15 protein-coding genes are annotated in these 19651 nt (G+C 55.2%); 4 read left to right on the top strand and 11 right to left on the bottom strand.

The features are described 5' to 3' along the window. The first annotated feature begins 92 nt into the window (after positions 1 to 92). A complete protein-coding gene (locus SAMA_RS17065) occupies positions 93 to 875 on the top strand; it encodes a phosphatase PAP2 family protein (RefSeq protein ID WP_011761382.1) in 783 nt (260 codons plus the stop codon). Here SAMA_RS17065 and SAMA_RS17070 read toward each other — a convergent pair. The 7 genes from SAMA_RS17070 to ilvC all read right to left on the bottom strand — a co-directional run bounded on the left by SAMA_RS17070 (position 872) and on the right by ilvC (position 10378). Then, positions 872 to 1588 (bottom strand): substrate-binding periplasmic protein, encoded by a 717-nt coding sequence (locus tag SAMA_RS17070; protein WP_041409931.1) that lies wholly within the window; start codon positions 1586 to 1588, stop codon positions 872 to 874. The genes SAMA_RS17065 and SAMA_RS17070 overlap by 4 nt on opposite strands. 85 nt (positions 1589 to 1673) lie before the next feature. Further along, positions 1674 to 2804: a pyridoxal-phosphate-dependent aminotransferase family protein gene (locus SAMA_RS17075; protein WP_011761384.1), complete on the bottom strand. Its 1131-nt coding sequence runs from the start codon at positions 2802 to 2804 to the stop codon at positions 1674 to 1676. A gap of 133 nt (positions 2805 to 2937) precedes the next feature. Then, on the bottom strand, positions 2938 to 4533 hold the full coding sequence (gene ilvA, locus SAMA_RS17080) for a threonine ammonia-lyase, biosynthetic (RefSeq protein ID WP_011761385.1): 1596 nt from the start codon (positions 4531 to 4533) through the stop codon (positions 2938 to 2940). Between the two features lies 1 nt (position 4534). Then, positions 4535 to 6391, bottom strand: coding sequence for a dihydroxy-acid dehydratase (gene ilvD / locus SAMA_RS17085; protein WP_011761386.1), 1857 nt, complete (start codon positions 6389 to 6391; stop codon positions 4535 to 4537). A gap of 89 nt (positions 6392 to 6480) precedes the next feature. After that, on the bottom strand, positions 6481 to 6732 hold the full coding sequence (gene ilvM / locus SAMA_RS17090) for an acetolactate synthase 2 small subunit (protein ID WP_011761387.1): 252 nt from the start codon (positions 6730 to 6732) through the stop codon (positions 6481 to 6483). After that, positions 6729 to 8399, bottom strand: a complete 1671-nt coding sequence (ilvG, locus tag SAMA_RS17095; protein ID WP_011761388.1) for an acetolactate synthase 2 catalytic subunit — start codon at positions 8397 to 8399, stop codon at positions 6729 to 6731. The genes ilvM and ilvG overlap by 4 nt, the downstream gene beginning before the upstream one ends. 497 nt (positions 8400 to 8896) lie before the next feature. Next, positions 8897 to 10378, bottom strand: coding sequence for a ketol-acid reductoisomerase (gene ilvC / locus SAMA_RS17100; protein ID WP_011761389.1), 1482 nt, complete (start codon positions 10376 to 10378; stop codon positions 8897 to 8899). A gap of 215 nt (positions 10379 to 10593) precedes the next feature. Between ilvC and ilvY the strand changes: the two genes are divergently transcribed. Further along, entirely contained in the window at positions 10594 to 11472 is an 879-nt protein-coding gene (ilvY, locus tag SAMA_RS17105) for an HTH-type transcriptional activator IlvY (RefSeq protein WP_011761390.1), read from the top strand. Between the two features lie 53 nt (positions 11473 to 11525). Here ilvY and SAMA_RS17110 read toward each other — a convergent pair whose 3' ends face one another. Next, positions 11526 to 12836, bottom strand: coding sequence for a hemolysin family protein (locus SAMA_RS17110; protein WP_011761391.1), 1311 nt, complete (start codon positions 12834 to 12836; stop codon positions 11526 to 11528). Between the two features lie 80 nt (positions 12837 to 12916). On the opposite strand from SAMA_RS17110, the gene SAMA_RS17115 reads away from it, so the two are divergent. Next, entirely contained in the window at positions 12917 to 13720 is an 804-nt protein-coding gene (locus SAMA_RS17115; protein WP_011761392.1) for a substrate-binding periplasmic protein, read from the top strand. 83 nt (positions 13721 to 13803) lie between these two features. Here SAMA_RS17115 and SAMA_RS17120 read toward each other — a convergent pair whose 3' ends face one another. Together SAMA_RS17120 and SAMA_RS17125 are read right to left on the bottom strand one after the other, a co-directional pair. Continuing rightward, positions 13804 to 15633, bottom strand: coding sequence for a sensor domain-containing diguanylate cyclase (locus tag SAMA_RS17120; protein ID WP_157608360.1), 1830 nt, complete (start codon positions 15631 to 15633; stop codon positions 13804 to 13806). A gap of 42 nt (positions 15634 to 15675) precedes the next feature. Then, entirely contained in the window at positions 15676 to 16689 is a 1014-nt protein-coding gene (locus tag SAMA_RS17125) for an ABC transporter substrate-binding protein (RefSeq protein ID WP_011761394.1), read from the bottom strand. A 219-nt stretch (positions 16690 to 16908) separates the two neighbouring features. Between SAMA_RS17125 and SAMA_RS17130 the strand changes: the two genes are divergently transcribed. Beyond that, the gene (locus SAMA_RS17130; protein WP_011761395.1) at positions 16909 to 18435 is read left to right on the top strand and encodes a YifB family Mg chelatase-like AAA ATPase; all 1527 of its coding nucleotides are present in this window, start codon (positions 16909 to 16911) and stop codon (positions 18433 to 18435) included. 260 nt (positions 18436 to 18695) lie between these two features. On the opposite strand, the gene SAMA_RS17135 is transcribed toward SAMA_RS17130, so the two are convergent. Further along, entirely contained in the window at positions 18696 to 19556 is an 861-nt protein-coding gene (locus SAMA_RS17135; protein ID WP_011761396.1) for a substrate-binding periplasmic protein, read from the bottom strand. Positions 19557 to 19651 lie beyond the last annotated feature (95 nt).

Consider the following 19651-nt stretch of genomic DNA (forward strand, 5'->3'; position numbering starts at 1 on the left):
ACTTTGTGGTTGCCGTTTTTTTATTTTGAATTTCCGGGAGTTGATGGTTAGTCTGCCTGGATTGTTTTAATTGTTGCCAGAAAGGAGTCTTGATGCAGCATACCCAGGCCCCCCGTTTTGACCGCAGCATTCGCCCCCTGCTCCTGCTCACCCTGTGGCTGTTACTGCTGGTACCTGCCACTGTCCTGACCCTGGCGCAGCTCCCCCTCTTCCCCTGGATGCCATTGGACGGAGCCACTGCTGAGATTGTCTATGCCATCACCTTTACCGGCACAGCGCCCTGGGGCGCCATCAGCGCGGCGGCCGTCATACTGCTGGCCTTTATTCGTCTGTCACACCCCCAAGCCATCAAGTTACTGTTGGCGCTGGCGCTCTCACTCGGCAGCAGCCTCTGGCTCAACGAAAGCCTGAAGACCCACTTTAATGAACCCAGGCCCAATGTATTGTTCCTGGCCGAACACAAGCTGCTGGATACAGATGACTTTTACCGTCTTCACAAGGGCGATCGCCGCGATGTGATGACAGTGCTTTTTGCCAGTAACGCGTCGGATTTACCGCCCATGAGCCCCCGCGTTGCAAACCACTGGCAGCAAGAGGTGGGGTTGTCGTTTCCGTCGGGGCACACCCTGTTCGCCACCATTCTGGCGCTAACTGCGAGCTGGTTTTTTATCGCTTCAGGACACTGGATAACCTGCTCATTTTTAGGCATCTGGGCGCTGGCAATGGGCGGATCTCGCATGCTGCTGGGCATGCACCATAGCCAGGATGTGATGGCAGCCACGGCGTTGTCACTGCCGCTGTGCCTATTGGGCATATTGTTGGCAAGCTGGCTGGGACCGAAGCTATTCAGGACTCGCCAGCCCCAATCAGATTAGTGGAGGAACTGCTTCACCAACGCATCGTAGCGGCCGTTTTCACGAATTTTACGCAGACCTTCGTTGAAGGCATCACGCACTATGGAATTGCGGAACATCAGGCGATAGGCCGTGCGTGGAAACAGCTCGTGGATATCCAGTGCCTTCGAGGTATCCAGCTCCCCTGCCAACCTGAGGTTATTGGCCAAAAACACATACTTTTCAGCCACAGCCACATCAATACGGCCGAGATATAACATCTTGTTTTGATTCTCGGTCGTGTCGAGCTCGCGGTAGATAGTCCTCTTACTGACCTTATAAAACTCGCCCCCCAGCAGTATGGAGGCATCCTCAAAGGCGGCAATGCTGATATTCTGCAAATCGGCCACCCGTTCGAGACGGATCTGCTTCTCGGCAAGACTAATGGCAACATTTTGATAATAGATATAGATATCAGAAGGATAACCGGTTAAATCCAGTGAGCTGTTCACCGTCATTATGCCGTCAAAACGTTCTTTCCCGTAGAAGAGTAACTGCCGTTTGCGAGAGTAAAACTTGAAGCTGGCTTCCATTCCCACGGCCGCAAAGGCAGCACGGATGATTTCCACCTCCAGCCCGGATTCGGCATCTTCCAAAATATAGGGAGGGCGATTTGAAGAAGCGCCAATGCTGATGGTAGAGGCATGCGCCCCAACCATCACCAACAGCAGCCATAAAGTCAAAGGTAAGCGCATAAAATCTCTTAGTATTATCACTGTCATTCACTATAGACACTGACAACCGAAGAGGCCAAAAACCCACAGGTTTTGGCTGCGCGTATTACTGCAGCACCTCTTCCAGAGCCTTCAGGCAAATTGCCACATTTTCGGCCCGTGCGCCATAGCCCATGAGCCCAATTCGCCAAGCCTTTCCTGCCAGGTCTCCGAGTCCGGCACCAATCTCAAGGTTATAACCCTTAAGCAGCTGGCTGCGCACGGCAGCGTCATCCACACCCTCTGGAATGTACACGGCGTTGAGTTGCGGCAGGCGGTAAGCCTCATCCACCACAAAGCCGAGCCCCAACTTTTCGAGGCCGGCTTTAAGCAGCTGATGCATGTGTTGATGTCTGGCCCAGGCGTTTTCGAGGCCTTCTTCGGCGAGCAGCCGCAACGATTCGTGCAAGGCATACAGGGCGTTAACCGGCGCGGTATGGTGGTAAGCGCGCTTGCCACTGCCACCCCAATAGCCCATCACCAGAGTCTGATCCAAAAACCAGCTCTGCACCGGCGTCTTGCGGCTTTTAAGCTTCTCTACCGCTCGGGGTGAGAAGGACACAGGCGATAAGCCGGGTACACAGGATAAGCACTTCTGGCTGCCCGAATAAATGGCATCTATGCCCCACTCATCGACCCTGAGTTCAACCCCACCAAGGGAGGTCACCGCATCCACAATCGACAGGCAGTTATGTTCGCGGGCAAGAGCACACAGGGTTTTGGCGTCCGACAGCGCGCCCGTGCTGGTTTCAGCATGGACAAAGGCAAGGTAGCTTGCATCCGGATGCTGCTTCAGCACACCTTCAACCACTTGCGGGTCGACCGGTGCGCCCCAGGGGAAATCCACCACCACGGCAACACCGCCGCAGCGCTCCACGTTCTGGCGCATCCGCTCGCCAAACACCCCATTGCGGCAAACCACAACCTTCTCGCCAGGCTCCACCAGGTTTACAAAACAGGTTTCCATACCGGCGCTGCCTGGAGCCGATACCGCCAAGGTCACTTCGTTTTGGGTCTGAAAGGCATATTGCAGCAGCGCTTTGAGCTCATCCATCATGGCCACAAACAAGGGGTCCAGATGGCCCACGGTGGGGCGTGACTGGGCCAGCAACACCTCGGGATACACATCTGAAGGGCCCGGGCCCATCAGAATACGGCGTGGCGGCATAAAGGGCGCTATCTTGGGAGCGGCTTGCATGGAAACTCCTTGTAGGTCGTCGCGGCAGGGCCGCGCTGAGGTCTGGGTTATCTCATCATTTCGAGCATTTACCCTATCATATTCCTGATACTAAAACGCCCCTGCCTTGGTCTAAGGGAGGGGCGCGTCATATCTATTTACTGCCCAAAAACAAGCGGTAAGCCGGGCTGTGGGTTTCTTCCTGCCACACAAAGCCAAGCTCGGTGAGGAAGCGGCCAAAAGCCTCGTTGTCGCCCTCCGGCACCTCGAATCCCGCCAGAACCCGACCAAAGGCAGCGCCGTGGTTGCGGTAGTGGAACAAACTGATGTTCCAGCGGCTGCCGAGGGTGGTTAAAAACTTAAGCAGTGCCCCCGGATACTCGGGAAACTCGAAGCTGAATAACCGCTCACTCAAGGGCTCTGTGGGGTGACCTCCCACCATATAACGCACATGCAGTTTGGCGGTTTCATCGCTCGATAAATCCTGCACTTCAAAGCCGCCTGAAGTGAGGGACGCGATGATCTCTTTAAGCTCCGACTGGCCACCGGAGAGCCGGATACCGGCAAACACCACGGCGCTGTCGCGGCCCGAGAAGCGGTAGTTGAATTCAGTCATGGCGCGCTTGCCCAAAAGCTCGCAAAACTTAAGAAAGCTACCGGGCACTTCCGGCACCTTCACCGCCAGCACAGCTTCCTTTTGCTCACCCAGTTCGCAGCGCTCAGACACGTATCTCAGGCTATGAAAATTCACGTTGGCGCCACTCAAAATGGCCGCCACCTTGCGGGCTGGTTTGCCCGCCTCAGCAAGAGCAGGTGTTGTCTGCGCCAGATACTTTTTCAGCCCCGCCAGAGACAGCGCGCCCGCCGGCTCAGCAATGGCACGGGTGTCTTCGAAGATATCCTTCACCGCGGCGCAGATTTCGTCTGAGCTGACGGTCACCACTTCATCCACATAGTGTTTGGCGATACGAAATGGCTCAGCGCCGATGCGCTTTACCGCTACGCCATCGGCAAAGAGGCCCACCTGGGATAAAGTCACAGGTTCACCCGCGGCCATGGCGGCCTTAAGGCAAGCGGCATCCTCAGGCTCGACCCCGATGATTTTCACCGAAGGTCGCACCGCCTTGTAATAGGCAGCGATGCCGGCCACCAGGCCACCACCGCCCACGGGCACAAATACCAGCTCCAGATCCCGCTGCTGCTGCAGCATTTCCTGCGCCACTGTGCCCTGCCCGGCAATCACAGCCTCATCATCGAAAGGCGCGATATAGACCCGGCCCTCGGTTTGCGCCAGATGCTGAGCGTGGGCGTTGGCCTGATCGAAGGACTCACCGTGCAAGAGCACATTGCCGCCACGACGACGCACCGCATCGATTTTGATATCCGGCGTGGTGGTGGGCATGACTATCACTGCATCAATGCCACGGCTTGAGGCCGACAACGCAACGCCCTGAGCATGGTTACCCGCCGAAGCGCATACCACACCGCGCTCGCACTCAGGCTGAGTCAGCTGCGAAATGCGGTTATAGGCGCCACGCAGCTTAAAGGAATGCACCGGCTGCATGTCTTCACGCTTTAAATAAATCTCCTGCCCCAGGCGCGCCGACAGCTTGCCCATATGGGACAGGGGCGTCACCTTGGCCACGTCATACACAGACGACAGCAGGATTTTTTGCAAATAATAATGAGCAAGATCCACAGGCTTCACCTCTGATTTATCTCTGTCACCACAGCCAGAAAAATCCAGCATCTCAGCCCTCCAGTTTGGAGACATCACGCACCGCGCCCTTATCGGCACTGGTGGCGAGCATGGCATACGCCTTCAGCGCCATCGACACAGGGCGAACCCGTGACAGCGGTTTCCAGGCCAGCGGTCCCTTGGCATTCATGGCGGCGCGGCGGCTTTCGAGCTCGGCGTCACTCACAAGCAGCTTGATGCTGCGGCCGGGGATATCGATATCGATACGATCGCCATTTTCAATCAGGCCTATGGTGCCGCCTGAGGCCGCCTCGGGCGAGACGTGACCGATGGACAGCCCCGAGGTACCGCCGGAGAAGCGGCCATCGGTAATGAGCGCGCACTGGGTGCCAAGGCCCCGTGACTTTAAGTAACTGGTTGGGTAGAGCATTTCCTGCATACCGGGGCCGCCTTTGGGGCCCTCAAAACGAATGACCACCACGTCACCGGCCACCACTTCGCCGCCAAGGATTCCGGCTACGGCATCTTCCTGACTCTCATATACCCGTGCCACGCCGCTGAATTTGAGGTTGGACTCATCCACGCCAGCAGTTTTGACGATACAGCCGTTTTCGGCGAGGTTGCCGGAGAGCACGGCCAGGCCACCTTCCTGACTGAAGGCAAACTCACGGCTGCGGATACAGCCTTCACGGCGGTCATCATCCAGGGTATCCCAGCGGCAGGATTGGCTGAAGGCGCGGGTCGTAGGGATGCCCGCAGGACCTGCTCGGAAAAACTCGTGCACTTTTTCATCTTTGGTCAGCACCACATCGAAGCGCTCCAGCACTGATTTCAAGGTGCCATCTTCAGAAGCCACATGGTTTACATCTGTGTGCAAAAGCCCGGCGCGGTCCAGCTCACCCAAAATGGCCATTACACCACCTGCGCGGTGCACATCTTCCATATGGTATTTGGGCGTAGAGGGCGCCACCTTGCACAGGTGCGGCACCTTGCGGCTGATGCGGTCGATATCATCCATGGTGAAATCCACCTCGGCTTCCTGGGCCGCCGCCAGCAGGTGCAATACGGTATTGGACGAGCCGCCCATGGCCACATCCAGCGCCATGGCGTTTTCAAAGGCCTTGAACGAGGCAATGGAGCGGGGCAAAACTGAGGCATCGTCGTCACCGTAGTAACGCTTGGCAAGTTTCATTACCCGGCGACCGGCCTCGAGGAACAGCTCACGGCGATCGGCATGGGTCGCCAGCATGGAGCCATTGCCCGGCAGTGACAAACCCAGCGCTTCGGTGAGGCAGTTCATGGAGTTGGCGGTAAACATGCCAGAGCAGCTGCCGCAGGTCGGGCAGGCACTGCGCTCGATTTTCTCGCTGTCGGCATCGCTGATACGGTCGTCCGCCGCGGCCACCATGGCGTCCACCAAATCGAGCTTAATGAGCTTGTCAGACAGCTTGGTTTTACCCGCTTCCATCGGGCCACCGGAAACAAACACCACGGGGATGTTAAGGCGCAGCGCAGCCATCAACATGCCGGGGGTGATTTTGTCGCAGTTGCTGATGCACACCAACGCATCGGCGCAGTGGGCATTTACCATGTACTCCACACTGTCGGCAATGAGCTCCCGGGATGGTAGCGAATACAGCATGCCGCCGTGACCCATGGCAATGCCGTCATCCACGGCGATGGTGTTGAATTCTTTGGCGATACCGCCCGCCTCTTCGATGGCCGAAGCCACGAGAGAGCCCATGTCTTTTAAGTGCACGTGCCCTGGCACAAACTGGGTAAAGGAGTTGGCAATGGCAATGATGGGCTTGCCGAAGTCGGTATCTTTCACGCCGGTGGCACGCCACAGGGCGCGGGCACCCGCCATATTGCGGCCTTCGGTACTGGTGGCAGAACGTAATTTAGCCATTGAAACTTCCTTTGCTTTTTCAATTTTTCGATGGAAACAGAATATCTAACTTATGTGCTGTGAACTGGCACAGAGATCCGCTACTTGCCTCAGGCGCTGGCCGACTGCGGCATGGCTGGCTGCATCACATGGCAACCGGTCACATCCACCAGCTTACACAGCTGGTTGCTCAAAAGTTCAATCGCCCGCTCGCTGGACACCGACAGTGACAGATAGACGCTTTCATCAGTGAGGCGCATATTCATGTTGGTCAGGGTAAATCCCCTGTGGCGAACAACCCTCAGCACACGCTCAACCACTTCGGGACGCTGTGCCATGGTGACTTCCAGATTATGGTTCATGTGCTTCTCTCCATTTCTTCCATCATATCGCTGTTGGAGGCACCCGGCGGAACCAGGGGCCAAACGTTAAAGGCATCATCTATGGCCACGTGCAAGAGGTAAGGCCCCTTACTGGTGAGCATTTCGGTCAGGGCTTCTTCCACTTCTTCGGCGGCAAAAATGGTGCGCCCGGGGATATCAAAGGCCGACGCCAGCGCAACAAAATCCGGGTTGTCTGACAGGTTGGTTTCGCTGTAACGCTCTTCAAAAAACAGCTGTTGCCACTGCTTCACCATGCCCAAACGCTGGTTGTCGATAAGCAGGATTTTCACCGGCAGCTTGCGGCGTTTGATGGTAGTCAGTTCCTGCACATTCATCATGAAAGAGCCATCGCCTGACACAGCCACCACGGTGGCATCGGGGCGCGCCATCTGAGCGCCTATGGCAGCTGGCAAGCCAAAACCCATGGTGCCAAGACCTGCACTGGACAAATGATCTTCAGGGCGGCGGAAGTGCATATGCTGAGCAACCCACATCTGGTGCTGGCCCACATCGCAGCTCACTACGCTGTCCTCGGGCAACTTGTTGGCCAAACGGCGCAGCATGGCAGGGGCGTAGATGAGGCTGCCGGGGTGGTTGTAATCCCAGCGGTGTTCGGCGGCGAGCGCTTCGACCTCAGCGCGCCAAGGGTCTATATCAAGCTGCATCTCAAGCATTGGCAACACCACACGCAGCTCGGCGGCAATGGCCACATCGGGCTGACGCAGCTTGCCAAGCTCGGCGGCATCTATATCCAGATGCAGCACTTTTGCATTGGGCGCAAATGAGGCCAAACGGCCGGTAACGCGGTCATCGAAACGGGCGCCAACCACCATCAGCAAATCACATTCCTGCACCGCAAGGTTAGCGGCCTTGCCGCCGTGCATCCCCAGCATGCCCAGGTAGCCAGGTGTGCCATGGGGGATAGCACCAAGGCCCTTGAGGGTAGCCACGGACGGCATATAGGTGGCCTTGATAAAATGGCGCAGCGGCTCGACAGCGCCGGCCATACCCACACCACCGCCTACGTACAACATGGGCTTTTTGGCGGCCGCTATCAGGGCGCGGGCGGCATCGATGTCGGCGTCCTGAACTTTGGGTTCATCTGCAACGGCCAACAGCGGCGCTCTGTATTCGAGTTTGGCTATTTGAATATCTTTGGGGATGTCAACCAGCACAGGCCCGGGTCGGCCGGAGGCCGCCAGCTCAAAGGCCCGATACAGCGTGGGGACCAGCTCATCGACTGTTTGCACCATAAAGCTGTGCTTGGTGCAGGACAGGCTCATACCAAGTACATCGATTTCCTGAAAGGCATCGGTGCCGATAACCGAGGTGGACACCTGGCCCGTGATGGCCACCACGGGCACTGAATCCAGCAGAGCATCGGCAAGGGCGGTGATGAGGTTGGTGGCGCCGGGGCCAGAGGTGGCGAAGCAGACGCCGGTTTTGCCACTGGCACGGGCATAGCCCACGGCAGCAAAGCCGGCACCCTGTTCGTGGCGGCACAGGGTGTGCTCGACTTCACTGCCGTAAAGCGCGTCGTAGATGGGCATGATGGCGCCACCGGGATAACCGAATACCGTGTTCACCCCATGGGCGGCCAATACCTTGATGACTGCGTCAGCCCCTCTCATCGTCTGTCCTTCCATCTGATTTCCTGCCCTGCGCCTGTACGCTAGTTTTTTAATGCCCTGAAACGAGAAACCCCCCGGTCCTGTCGGAGCGGGGGGCTTTTCTGCAACTTCTTTCCTGGATTAGGTCTGTCAGTTTGCCATGCGCCGTCCCCGCTGTGATTTAATAATCACTACGGTAATAATCACGAGAATGAGCTTGGCAGCCTGGTTAAACACGTTTGACAGAGTCCTTAGTAACTTGCGAATTCGTTTCTGATTGTCGCCTTTTTCAGCGAGCTTTAAGAATTAGCACAAAGCCCGCTGGGTTTACAACAGAAAATTTTGCATTCCAAAAAAGATTCAGCTTCCCTGCCGAGACAATGCAAACAACAACAGAAAAAGTATCGAGCTTGGCCACAAGCTCAGGTCTTTCGACCTTGCCGCAGTTGTGACTACTCAACACAACTGTTGCAGTATTGCATTTGTTGCAGCCGGGTCGCTGGCTCCTTGAACGGCCCGGCGTGGTGCCCCTGTTACTGGGCAGCGCTGATGCGCTTCATGTCTTTCATGTAGCCACGCAGCTCTTCGCCGATAAACTCAACGGCGGTGTTGCGGATGGCTTGATTCACTTCAATCAAACGCACGTTATCCACGGCGTTGCTGCTGTCTTTCAGCCCACCACCCAAATACTCGGCCGACATGGATTTCACATAGTCGCGCAGCAGAGGTACGGCGGCATGGTTGAACAGATAGCAGCCATATTCGGCGGTATCTGAAATCACCACATTCATCTCGTACAGACGCTTACGGGCGATGGTGTTGGCGATAAGCGGTGTTTCGTGCAGCGACTCATAATAGGCTGATTCTTCGATGATTCCGGCGTCAACCATGGTATCGAATGCCAGCTCAACACCGGCCTTGATCATGGCAACCAGGAAGATGCCCTTGTCGAAGTAAGTCTGTTCGTCGATGTGCTCATTGCTGCTTGGCGCATTCTCAAAGGCAGTCTCGTTGGTTTCGGCGCGCCAGCGCAGCAGATTGGCATCGTCGTTGGCCCAGTCTGCCATCATGGTGCGGGAGAATTCGCCGCTGATGATGTCATCCATGTGCTTCTCGAACAGAGGTGCCAGAATGCCTTTCAATTCTTCAGCCATATCAAAGGCTTTAATCTTGGCTGGGTTGGACAGGCGATCCATCATATTGGTAATGCCGCCCTGCTTGAGCGCTTCGGTGATGGTCTCCAGCCCCTGCTGGATAAGCTTGGCGGCATAGCCAGGCTCAACACCGTCGGCCACCATTTTCTCGTAGCCGAGGATGGCTGAGGTTTGCAACATGCCACACAGGATGGTCTGCTCGCCCATCAGATCCGATTTTACTTCGGCGATAAACGAAGAGTGTAGTACACCGGCACGGTCGCCGCCGGTGGCACTGGCATAGGCCTTGGCAATCTCTAGGCCATCACCGCGTGGATCGTTCTCTGGGTGAACCGCAATCAGGGTTGGTACACCGAAACCGCGCTTGTATTCTTCACGCACTTCGGTGCCAGGGCACTTGGGCGCCACCATGATGACGGTGATATCGGGGCGAACCTGCATGCCTTCTTCAACTATGTTGAAACCGTGGGAGTATGACAGGGTCGCGCCCTGCTTCATCAGCGGCATTACGGTGTTAACCACGTTGGAGTGCTGCTTGTCCGGCGTCAGGTTCAGTACCAGATCCGCCTGTGGGATCAGCTCTTCAAAGGTACCTACGGTAAAACCGTTGTCGGTGGCCTTCTTCCAGGAAGCACGCTTTTCAGCAATAGCCTCAGCGCGCAGGGCATAGGAGATATTCAGGCCGGAGTCGCGCATGTTCAGACCCTGGTTCAGGCCTTGGGCGCCACAGCCGAGGATAACGATATTCCAGCCCTTGATGTAGTCACAGCCATTTTCAAACTCGCTGCGATCCATAAAACGACACTGACTCAACTGCGCCAGCTGCTGCCGTAAATTCAATGAGTTAAAGTAGTTAGCCATAGTGAATACCACTTATCCTTCGTCAATTGGGTTCAAACAATCAGTGTGACCTTAATATCATCAACCGATTGTGATTGAACTCACTATAGAACAGAGATAGCATTGCTCAAAATGATATAAACGAAACTTTATATTTCAATTTTTGCAACAAACTTACCCTGGAAAGGTTTTGATGTGGCGTCCGGCATAGCTATCAGGACACCTGTGAGGTTGGCATGGATATTCGTGAAATAAAGCTGTTTTTAAACCTGTGTGACACCCTGCAGTTTGCCCGCACGGCGGAGCAGATGCATGTGAGCCCATCCACCTTAAGCCGTGCCATGCAACGACTGGAAGAAGAAGCCGGTACCCGACTGTTTGAGCGCGACAATCGCAGCGTGAGTCTGACCTCGGCCGGCGTGGAATTTCGCCGATTTGCGCAGGATATGATGAATAGCTGGGAGCAGCTGGTAAGCCGAATCGACCCCAATCAATTGCAACTAAAAGGCAGGCTGAATCTCTATTGCTCGGTCACTGCAGCTTACAGTCACCTCCCCAAGCTGCTGGACAGATTTCGCCGCGAGCACCCCCTGGTAGAAATCGTGCTCAATACCGGTGATGCTGCCAACGCGGTGGGGGAGGTTCAACAAAACCGCGCCGACATCGCCATTGCCGCCTTGCCAGAGCCTTTTCCCGATAACCTGCATTTTTCGCCGATTGAAACCATTCCCCTGAGTATCATTGCACCCCAGGTGGCGTGCCGCGCGCGGGAGCTGCTCGGTGAAGAGACCGTTCCCTGGGACAAGCTGCCCTTTATCATTCCGGAGCACGGTCCCGGAAGACGCCGCGCCGATGCCTGGTTCAAAGCCATGGGGATCAATGCCAACATATACGCCAAGGTGTCGGGACACGAGGCCATTATCTCCATGGTGGCACTGGGCTGCGGCGTGAGTATCACCCCTGAAGTGGTGATTCAGCACAGTCCGGTGCGCGATCGCATTGCGCTTATTCCAAGCCCGGTGGCCATTGCACCCTTTGAGCTGGGATGTTGTTGCAAGACCAAACGCAGGGACGACCCGCTGATTGCTGCCTTTCTCGCGTGCATTGACTATTAAGTTGAACCCCAACGAAAAAGGCCGCTTAATGCGGCCTTTTTTCATGTTGGTCGTTACTGATCCTCAGCACCGGGTGGCAACTCCACCTTGGTCACCAGCAGCTGATCCACCTTGTATGAGTCGATATCGACCACTTCAAATTTGTAACCGGCATAGACCACAAAGTCGGTACGGCGGGGGATTTTACGCAGCATAAACATAATGAAACCTGCGATGGTTTCATAGTTCTGGCTCTGGGGAAAACTGTCGATGCCAAAGGCACGCATCACATCGGTAATAGGCGTTACCCCATCCACCAGCCAGGACGAAGGATCCCGGGCCACAATTTGTTCTTCACCTTCGGCCAGCGACCAGGTCCCCATCACAGCGCTTTGCAGATCGTTAAAGGTCACCACCCCCAGCACCAACGCATACTCATTGAGCACAACTGCAAAGTCGACCCTGTTGTTACGGAAGTAATCCAGCGCCTCAGACAGGCTCAGGGTATCCGGGATAATGGGGCAGGTTTGTACCAGTGATGGGTCTTTCAGGTTTAATGCCTGACCGCTTATCACCTTGATAAGCAAATCCTTGGAGTCCACATAGCCCTTGATGGCATCCAGCTGGCCATCACAGAGCAGAAACTGGCTGTGGGGGTCGGCGGCGATTTTACGCTTGATGTCTTCTTCGGTGTCGCTTTGCAGAAAGAACACCAGGCTTTCCCTTGGTGTCATGGCTGAGGTCACAGGAACGCTTTGCATTTCAAACACGTTCTCCATCATCTGCTGTTCGCCCTTGTCGATAACACCGGCTTCAGCACCGGCATCCATCACCGCGTAAATGTCATCCTCTGTGATGGCATCGTTACGCTCTGTGGGGATCCGCAGCATACGGAACAAACCATTGGCGAGGCCATTGAACACCCACACCAGGGGGCGCAGCACGGTAATGCACAGGCCCATGGCCCCCACCAATGACACAGCAACACGCTCTGGCATAGCCATGGCGATACGCTTTGGCATTAGATCTGCCAGCAAAATAAACAGGCTGGTCACCAGCATAAAAGACAAGATAAAACTGAACTGGCCCAGCCACTTAGCTGGCACTATACCATCCAGCAAGGCCATGATATGGGGGGTAAAAGCCGACTCCCCCACGATACCGCCCATGATGGCCACCGCATTGAGGCCTATTTGCACCACGGTAAAGAAGCTGCCGGGATGAGCCTGCAGCTCAAGTACTTTTCGGGCCCGCTCATTGCCTTCATCGGCCAACTGTCGCAGCCGAATTTTACGGGAGGCCGCCAGGGCGATTTCCGACATGGAAAAAAAACAACTGATGCCGATAAGCATCAGAATAATCAAACTATTTTCGAAGAAACTCATTTTTCAATCCGTCCTGCAACTGAGGCAATACGCAGATATCTTGCTATACTCAGGGGTGCGGCTAAAGCCGGAGGGGAGTTATGTTTAAGCTATTATATACGCTCGTGTTTTGCAGCTTTGCGACCCTGTTCTCGACCACTGCCAATGCCCAGAACGAGTCCCCCTTGGTGTTTTGTGTCGAATCCACCGAGTTTCCGCCCTTCAACTACTTTGTCCGGGACGGAAAACAAAAGACAGAGACCCTTGCCGGTTACGACATCGAGGTGCTCAAACACGTATTTGAAGATATTCCCTATGAAGTGATAGCCCTACCCTGGCGGCGCTGCCTGATGTCACTGACTACAGGGGCCGTGGACGCCGTCATGAGTGCCTCAATGAATGATCAACGCCGCAGGGATTATATCTCATCCGCTCCCTATTATTATCTGACACCGGGGTATTTTTTTCTGAAACAAAACACTGATGCTCCCCGGGAAGTTGCGGCCGCCGAAGAACTCTGGCAATACGGTGCCCTCTGTGGTCTTGGAGGCCATAACTACGCCAACTTTGGACTGGCGGCCGACAAGGATGTGATGCGAATGGCCAGCTACGAACAGCTGGCGGAGACCCTGAAAATGGGCCGCTGCCGTTTTTATTTGGACCGGCTGGAACTGGTCGCGCCCAAGATGGCCTTGATGGACACCCCGCCCTTGCCAGCCTTGGAGAAAGGCCTGATTAACGGCGCCGCCGCTGAGCCTTTCTATGTGCTGATTTCCCGCAAAAGTCCAAACAGCGAAAATCTGAAACTTCTTTTTGATGAGCGTATTGCGCTGCTCAGAGCATCCGGAAAGCTCGCACAAATCCTGGAACAGGCAAACAAGCAATTGGAACCGGCCACCCGCTAGTTCCGCTATTCATGCCATTGCTATATCTGATCAGTTCCGGGATGGCTACACCAAATCAAAGCCCGCCGCAGAGCGACACACTCTCAGGAAGAAGACATCTGTCTCGCCGCCGGGCTGACATGACCATTGATAACCGCAAGATTACGCCCCTGTTGCTTGGCTAAATAGAGACTGGCATCGGCCTGACTCAGGGCATCGCGCACATTGCTGCTATTCTCCAGGTTTATCGCGCCCAAACTCAGGGTCACTATGCCGAAATGCGATCCCCTGTGCTCTATGGCCAGATTGCGGACATGGGTGAGCAGCCTGTCGCATAATGCCTCAAGTTCGGCTTCGCTCATCACGGGAGCTATCAGGGCAAACTCCTCTCCCCCAATACGCGCCAGCAGGGCGCTGTCTGACAACAAAGCTTGAAGTTCCATTGCCAACTTTTTCAACACATCGTCCCCGGCCACGTGGCCATAGGTATCGTTGTAGCCTTTGAAAAAGTCCACATCTGCCATCAGGAGTATGCCCCCCTGTTCAAGCTGCATCGATAAGCGTTCGGTGAAGGGACGACGATTAGTCAGGCCTGTCAGGGGATCTGTCACTGCCTCTCTGGCAAGGTGCATGTTGGCGCGCATCAGTTCCTGTTGCAGCTCAAACATTCGGTTTTCGTGCCGCTCTCTAAGCCACAACTCATTCAATGCCGAGGCAAACTGGGTCAGTATGTGCGTTTTTTCCGGACTCCAATTCAGAGGCAAGCGGTGGTTGGCCACCAACAGCACCCCCAACAGGGTGTCACCATCTGCAATGGCAAACCCGGCAACCGACACAATCCCCAGTTGCTTCATATAACGGTATTCCTGCGATGACGAATCCTTCAGGCTTTCGACATCCTCAATGACCAGCGTATGACTGTGGCCAAACTTTTGTTTTAAAAGTGGCAGGTTATCAATCACCAACTCACTGGCTGGCGCATCAGATTCATTCGATGACCAAAAGCTGCGATAGGTTGCCTTACCCTTCACAAACTCGAGCACACTGACCCGCTCAACCCCCAACAATGCACCAAGCTCACGGGTGAAATGATTCAGCTCTTTGCTGGCATCCGCACTGGTGGCTGCCAGAAACTGCAGACTCACCTTGGCCAGCAGACTGTTGGCATTGGCAAGCCAGTTCAGCTGTGAGTCCTGTGCCGCCACGGTATGGCTCAGTGCCCTGCCTCTTCTTGCCAACTGGCGCTGTTGCATGCGGATAAGCGCCAAATCTGATCTGAGTCTGTGGTACATGGCCTCAAGTGCCCGGCCCACCGAGCCTATTTCATCCTGTTCATTGGCGGGCCAAAAGGGCTTATTGATACGTTCACCATTGGCCAAACTCACGGTATTGGCAAAGGCCGATAAACGGGCAAGACGCCCAATCACCAAATGTTTGAGCAGCGATAGAATAACGAATGCCATGACCAGGGTTTTAATACCGTTTCCCAGCACCAGAAACACCATCTGCTGCCACAGCATCCGATAGATTTCGCTGTTGCTGAGAACCACCCGCAGTGTGGCAATTGGCTGCTGTTCAAACAGCACAGGCATTTCAATCCGGGCGTTGGGATTGGTCTGCGCCGAATTGGCCGCATTATCCGAACGCACAGTGAAACCATCGAGGCTGGACAATTCAACAAAGCTGACAGCGGGCAAACGCGACACAGCCGAAACCAGATCATTCAGCAGTGGCCTGTCGGCATCCCACAACGCCTGGGCGATAGACGGCAATATCAGCTCGCTGTAACCACGAATTTCGGCCTTGGCGTTGTCCACCGCGCCCAGATAGTTCCACACAAACTGGATAAGCATGGTGACGAGCGCCAACAGGGTGCTGACGCCAATGATCATACCTGTCACCTTGCTGCTGATGGAATGTACTCTGGAGCTCAACAGTTCACCTTTATTCTAATGAGATTGACACCGGAAACGCGCTTACAGACTTCCGGGTATCCTTGTGGGGTCAAGCACCTGATCCAAAAGCCCGGCCCAGTCCCGCTTTTCCAGTGCATCAAACAGCGGCGTGTCGGGCTCTAACAACCGAAACAGTGATATATGCACCTGTGGGTACTCGCCGGTATCCTTGAACTGACGAATATTTGCCAGCGCAATGCCTGCGGCCAGAAAGTGCCCTCCGCCCAGGGCATTTATTTCCCCGGCTCGTCTGAGAGCCAGCACCTGTGGTGAGGTATTTATGGTGGACAGCAACACATCTTTCCCCGGCGTAAGCTGCTTTTCTTTCAGCGCCCGAATGACTCCAAAGGCCATATGATCGTTGGCGGTCCATACCGCTTTTATTGCGGGATAGCGCTGAAGGAGCACCTGAGCCTGCTGATAGGCCTTATCTTCCTGCCACTGCCCATAGACGGTTTGCTCCACAGTGACATCCGACTGTGCCTGAAACACGGCCAGGGCCCCCTGGGTTCGCTCCACTGAGGCGGGGGTGGTTTTATCGCCGGAAATCAGCACCAACTGGGCAGGCTGCTCGCCCAGTTTTTTCACCAGGGCCATCGCTGTCAGGTTGCCTACATCCTGATTGTCCGGGATGACCGCCGGCAGCAAGTAGGTGCGCCAATGGGGATCCTTAAGCAGGTTTTGACGCTCTTCGATACTGATGTCATTGAGGATGAATTGGATATAAACGGGTTTGAGGTAAAAAGCTTCCAGCATCCGAAGACCGCCGTGCTTTTCGTTGACCATCAGCACGAATGCAGGCAGCTTGGCGCGACCGGCCACTTCCGAGGCCTGGCGTATCATATCGAAGTGATTACGGTTTGAGTGCAGGGTCTCGACTTGCATGTCCAAGCGGGCGGCGCTTGCCTCAAGCAAGCTATCCACATCGCCCCAAAAACTTTCGCTGCTGTATCCCGGATTCAGAAACAACACTGGCGTTTTTGCATAAGCAGGGGAAAAAATCAGCCAGAACCCCAAGATAAACAACAGCCGCATGAGCACACCTTAATCTCCCAAGAGCCTTGTATCCGTGCCGGTGGAGCATCTTCCCTGATTATGTTTTACAGTCAATTTAACCATAAATCTCACATTTGATAACACAATGCAATGTAGCAATCGGTGCCCCTGGCTCTTGATAAGATAAAACACCATGGGATTACATTTTCCCGACACCTGCTAAGCTTAGGTCATCTTTGGAACAAAAGGACTTGTCCCATGGCCATTGCCTGTGTCGCCACCCGAGCAAGCCTGGGGGTTGAAGCCCCGGCGGTTACCGTTGAAGTGCATCTGGCCAATGGCCTGCCCGCCTTTAATCTGGTTGGCCTGCCCGAGGCCTCTGTCAAAGAGGCCAGAGAACGGGTACGCAGCGCCCTGGTGAACGCCGGGTTCGAGTTCCCCATGCGCCGTATCACAGTGAATCTCGCCCCTGCCGATCTGCCCAAGCAGGGAGGCCGTTACGATCTTCCCATCGCCATCGGCATTCTCGCCGCCTCCGGTCAAATCCCCCTCACCAGCCTGAAAGACCGCGAATTCGTTGGCGAGCTGGCCCTGTCCGGTGATATTCGCCATTGCCCGGGCCTGTTGCCCGTTATTGTGGCGGCTCGCCGCGATGGACGCGAACTCATATTACCGCTGGCGAACCGCGCCGATGCTGAACTGGTGGATTATCCCGCCATTCGCCTGTGCAGCCAGTTGGTGCATCTGGTGGCCTTCCTTCACGGCCAGCAGTCCCTGCCGGGGCTGGAGCAAGGCGCAGAATGGCTCGATGATACACAGGCCAATGTGCTATGCCTGAGTGACGTTGTAGGTCAGTATCAAGCCAAGCAGGCATTGGAAATCGCCGCAGCAGGCTCGCACAATCTCTTGATGCTCGGTTTGCCCGGCTGCGGTAAAACCATGCTCGCAAGCCGCATCATGGGGCTGCTCCCACCACTTGGCTATGATGAAGCCCTCGAAGTTGCTGCACTGCACTCAGTGGCAGGTCTCAATATCAAACCCGGTGAGTTCCATCGCCGCCCTTTCAGGTCGCCACACCACACCTGCTCAGCCATTTCCCTGGTTGGGGGTGGCAGTGTGCCCAAGCCCGGCGAAATCTCACTCGCCCACCGGGGCGTGTTATTTCTCGATGAGCTGGCAGAATTCCCCCGCAAGGTGCTCGACTGTTTGCGCGAACCCATGGAAACCGGCGAAGTGGTGATTTCCCGGGCTGCCGCAAAGCTTACTTTCGCCAGCCGATTTCAATTAATTGCCGCCATGAATCCCAGCCCCTGCGGCAGCATGGGACCAGGCAGCCGCTCAAGCCCTGATCAGATAAACCGCTACCTCGGCAGGCTATCCGGCCCTTTTCTTGACCGCTTCGATTTGTCCATCGAGGTGCCCCCTCTGCCACCGGGCACCCTGACTCAGGAAGGCAATAATGGTGAAACCAGCCAAAGCGTCGCCCAGCGTGTTCACCGCGCCAGGGAAAGGCAGCTTGCCCGGGCGGGAGTGCTGAATGCCGAACTCTCGGGCAAGGCACTGAAAAACGCTGGGTTTAGCAGCGCAGATCTCAGCTTTCTTGAACAGAGTGTCAATCGCCTCGGGCTGTCGGTGCGCAGCTTTCATCGCCTGCAGCGGGTCGCCCGCACTATCGCAGATTTGGAAAACAGCCACATGGTAGAGAGGCGCCATATCGCACAGGCGCTGGGTTACAGGGCCATGGACAGGCTACTTGCCAATCTTGGGCAGCAACTTGGGCGCTGACTCTATCACATTCCATAAAGCAACAAAGGACTGATTTTTGAGGAATCATTCTTTTTGGATTCTGGGTAAAGAGCCATAAGTATCTCGGATGCAGTACCGCGAAAATAAGGCGGGATTCAGATTGATGATGAGCTCCACCATTCGCTCCTGCCCAGGGATGAGATAATAGTGCACACTTGGCACCGATTATCTGGCCGCCGGGGAAATTGAAGCGCAGGGTAATTGAAGCGCTGGATGATTGAAGCGCGCTGACAGCGACGTCAGTGGTCTTTTGTGTGAAGCTTATCTGTGGCTGTGTTCAGGTACTTTTGGTAAAACGCATCCAGCGTGCCATCGTGCCGCATCTCAGACAGTGCCAGGGCCAGGCGCGCCGGTACACTCCCTGCCTCAAAACGCTGGGGCTGATTCCCCACATTGATGGGCCTTGAGGGGTCGTATTCAGGGTTTGGTTCAAGCTTCGCCCATCTGGACTTTTTGGAAAATCCCAGGCTTGCCCATTCCTCGTCCTTGTGCAGTTGCCGATGCAAGCGCAACCTGGTGCTGCCGCTCTGTGCCAGGGCATATTCAAGGGGTTCGGCCTCATACAGGTAGGCATCTGCTCTCCCCTTCTCAATCATATGAATGGCTTTTTGCAGGTCCATTTCGGCCACATCGACCCGGGTAACACTGGCGGCTCCAAAACCGAGCATCCCCAGATAATCTGGATTACCGAGGACATGAAGTAACACCAACCCATCAAAGTCCTCTACCTGCTCGAGCCGTTTCACCTCTGGGCGGGAAATGGCGTAGTAGTTAACTTTGAGGCCATTGGCCACAAACTGACAATAGCCCTGCCGATTGTCGCTGAAGGTAAATTGAGGATAAAAGTCCACGCTGCCATCCATCAACCCTTTGATAACCCTCACCTTGGGTAAACGGACTATCTGAAGCGACACACCAATACGTCTTGCCGCCTCAAGGTACATGTCTTCAAACAACCCACGATTATCCGGCGCCTCGGCAATGAAAGGCTGTTTTTCGGTGGTGCGGTAACCCATGGTGAGCACGGGTTCTGACGCCGTAGCATCAACCACCAGAAAAGACATTGAAATCAAAACTAAAAAGCGGTTCAACAGAGACATTCAGAGATTTCCACAGTATGAATCAGACGCGTGTTATTTAAGTACAGTGCAATTACCCCCACTAAGCCAGTGCCACCGGTAAAAACCTCGTTACT

This window comes from Shewanella amazonensis SB2B, assembly GCF_000015245.1.
GTDB classification, from domain to species: domain Bacteria; phylum Pseudomonadota; class Gammaproteobacteria; order Enterobacterales; family Shewanellaceae; genus Shewanella; species Shewanella amazonensis.

Bases quoted from the DNA above. Each gene is read 5' to 3' on its own strand.
- SAMA_RS17070 (WP_041409931.1), bottom strand. From the start codon at position 1,588: ATGCGCTTACCTTTGACTTTATGGCTGCTGTTGGTGATGGTTGGGGCG.
- ilvA (WP_011761385.1), bottom strand. From the start codon at position 4,533: ATGCTGGATTTTTCTGGCTGTGGTGACAGAGATAAATCAGAGGTGAAG.
- SAMA_RS17065 (WP_011761382.1), top strand. From the start codon at position 93: ATGCAGCATACCCAGGCCCCCCGTTTTGACCGCAGCATTCGCCCCCTG.
- SAMA_RS17130 (WP_011761395.1), top strand. From the start codon at position 16,909: ATGGCCATTGCCTGTGTCGCCACCCGAGCAAGCCTGGGGGTTGAAGCC.
- ilvG (WP_011761388.1), bottom strand. From the start codon at position 8,399: ATGGAAGGACAGACGATGAGAGGGGCTGACGCAGTCATCAAGGTATTG.
- SAMA_RS17110 (WP_011761391.1), bottom strand. From the start codon at position 12,836: ATGAGTTTCTTCGAAAATAGTTTGATTATTCTGATGCTTATCGGCATC.
- ilvY (WP_011761390.1), top strand. From the start codon at position 10,594: ATGGATATTCGTGAAATAAAGCTGTTTTTAAACCTGTGTGACACCCTG.
- ilvM (WP_011761387.1), bottom strand. From the start codon at position 6,732: ATGAACCATAATCTGGAAGTCACCATGGCACAGCGTCCCGAAGTGGTT.
- SAMA_RS17115 (WP_011761392.1), top strand. From the start codon at position 12,917: ATGTTTAAGCTATTATATACGCTCGTGTTTTGCAGCTTTGCGACCCTG.
- SAMA_RS17125 (WP_011761394.1), bottom strand. From the start codon at position 16,689: ATGCGGCTGTTGTTTATCTTGGGGTTCTGGCTGATTTTTTCCCCTGCT.
- SAMA_RS17075 (WP_011761384.1), bottom strand. From the start codon at position 2,804: ATGCAAGCCGCTCCCAAGATAGCGCCCTTTATGCCGCCACGCCGTATT.
- ilvC (WP_011761389.1), bottom strand. From the start codon at position 10,378: ATGGCTAACTACTTTAACTCATTGAATTTACGGCAGCAGCTGGCGCAG.
- ilvD (WP_011761386.1), bottom strand. From the start codon at position 6,391: ATGGCTAAATTACGTTCTGCCACCAGTACCGAAGGCCGCAATATGGCG.
- SAMA_RS17135 (WP_011761396.1), bottom strand. From the start codon at position 19,556: ATGTCTCTGTTGAACCGCTTTTTAGTTTTGATTTCAATGTCTTTTCTG.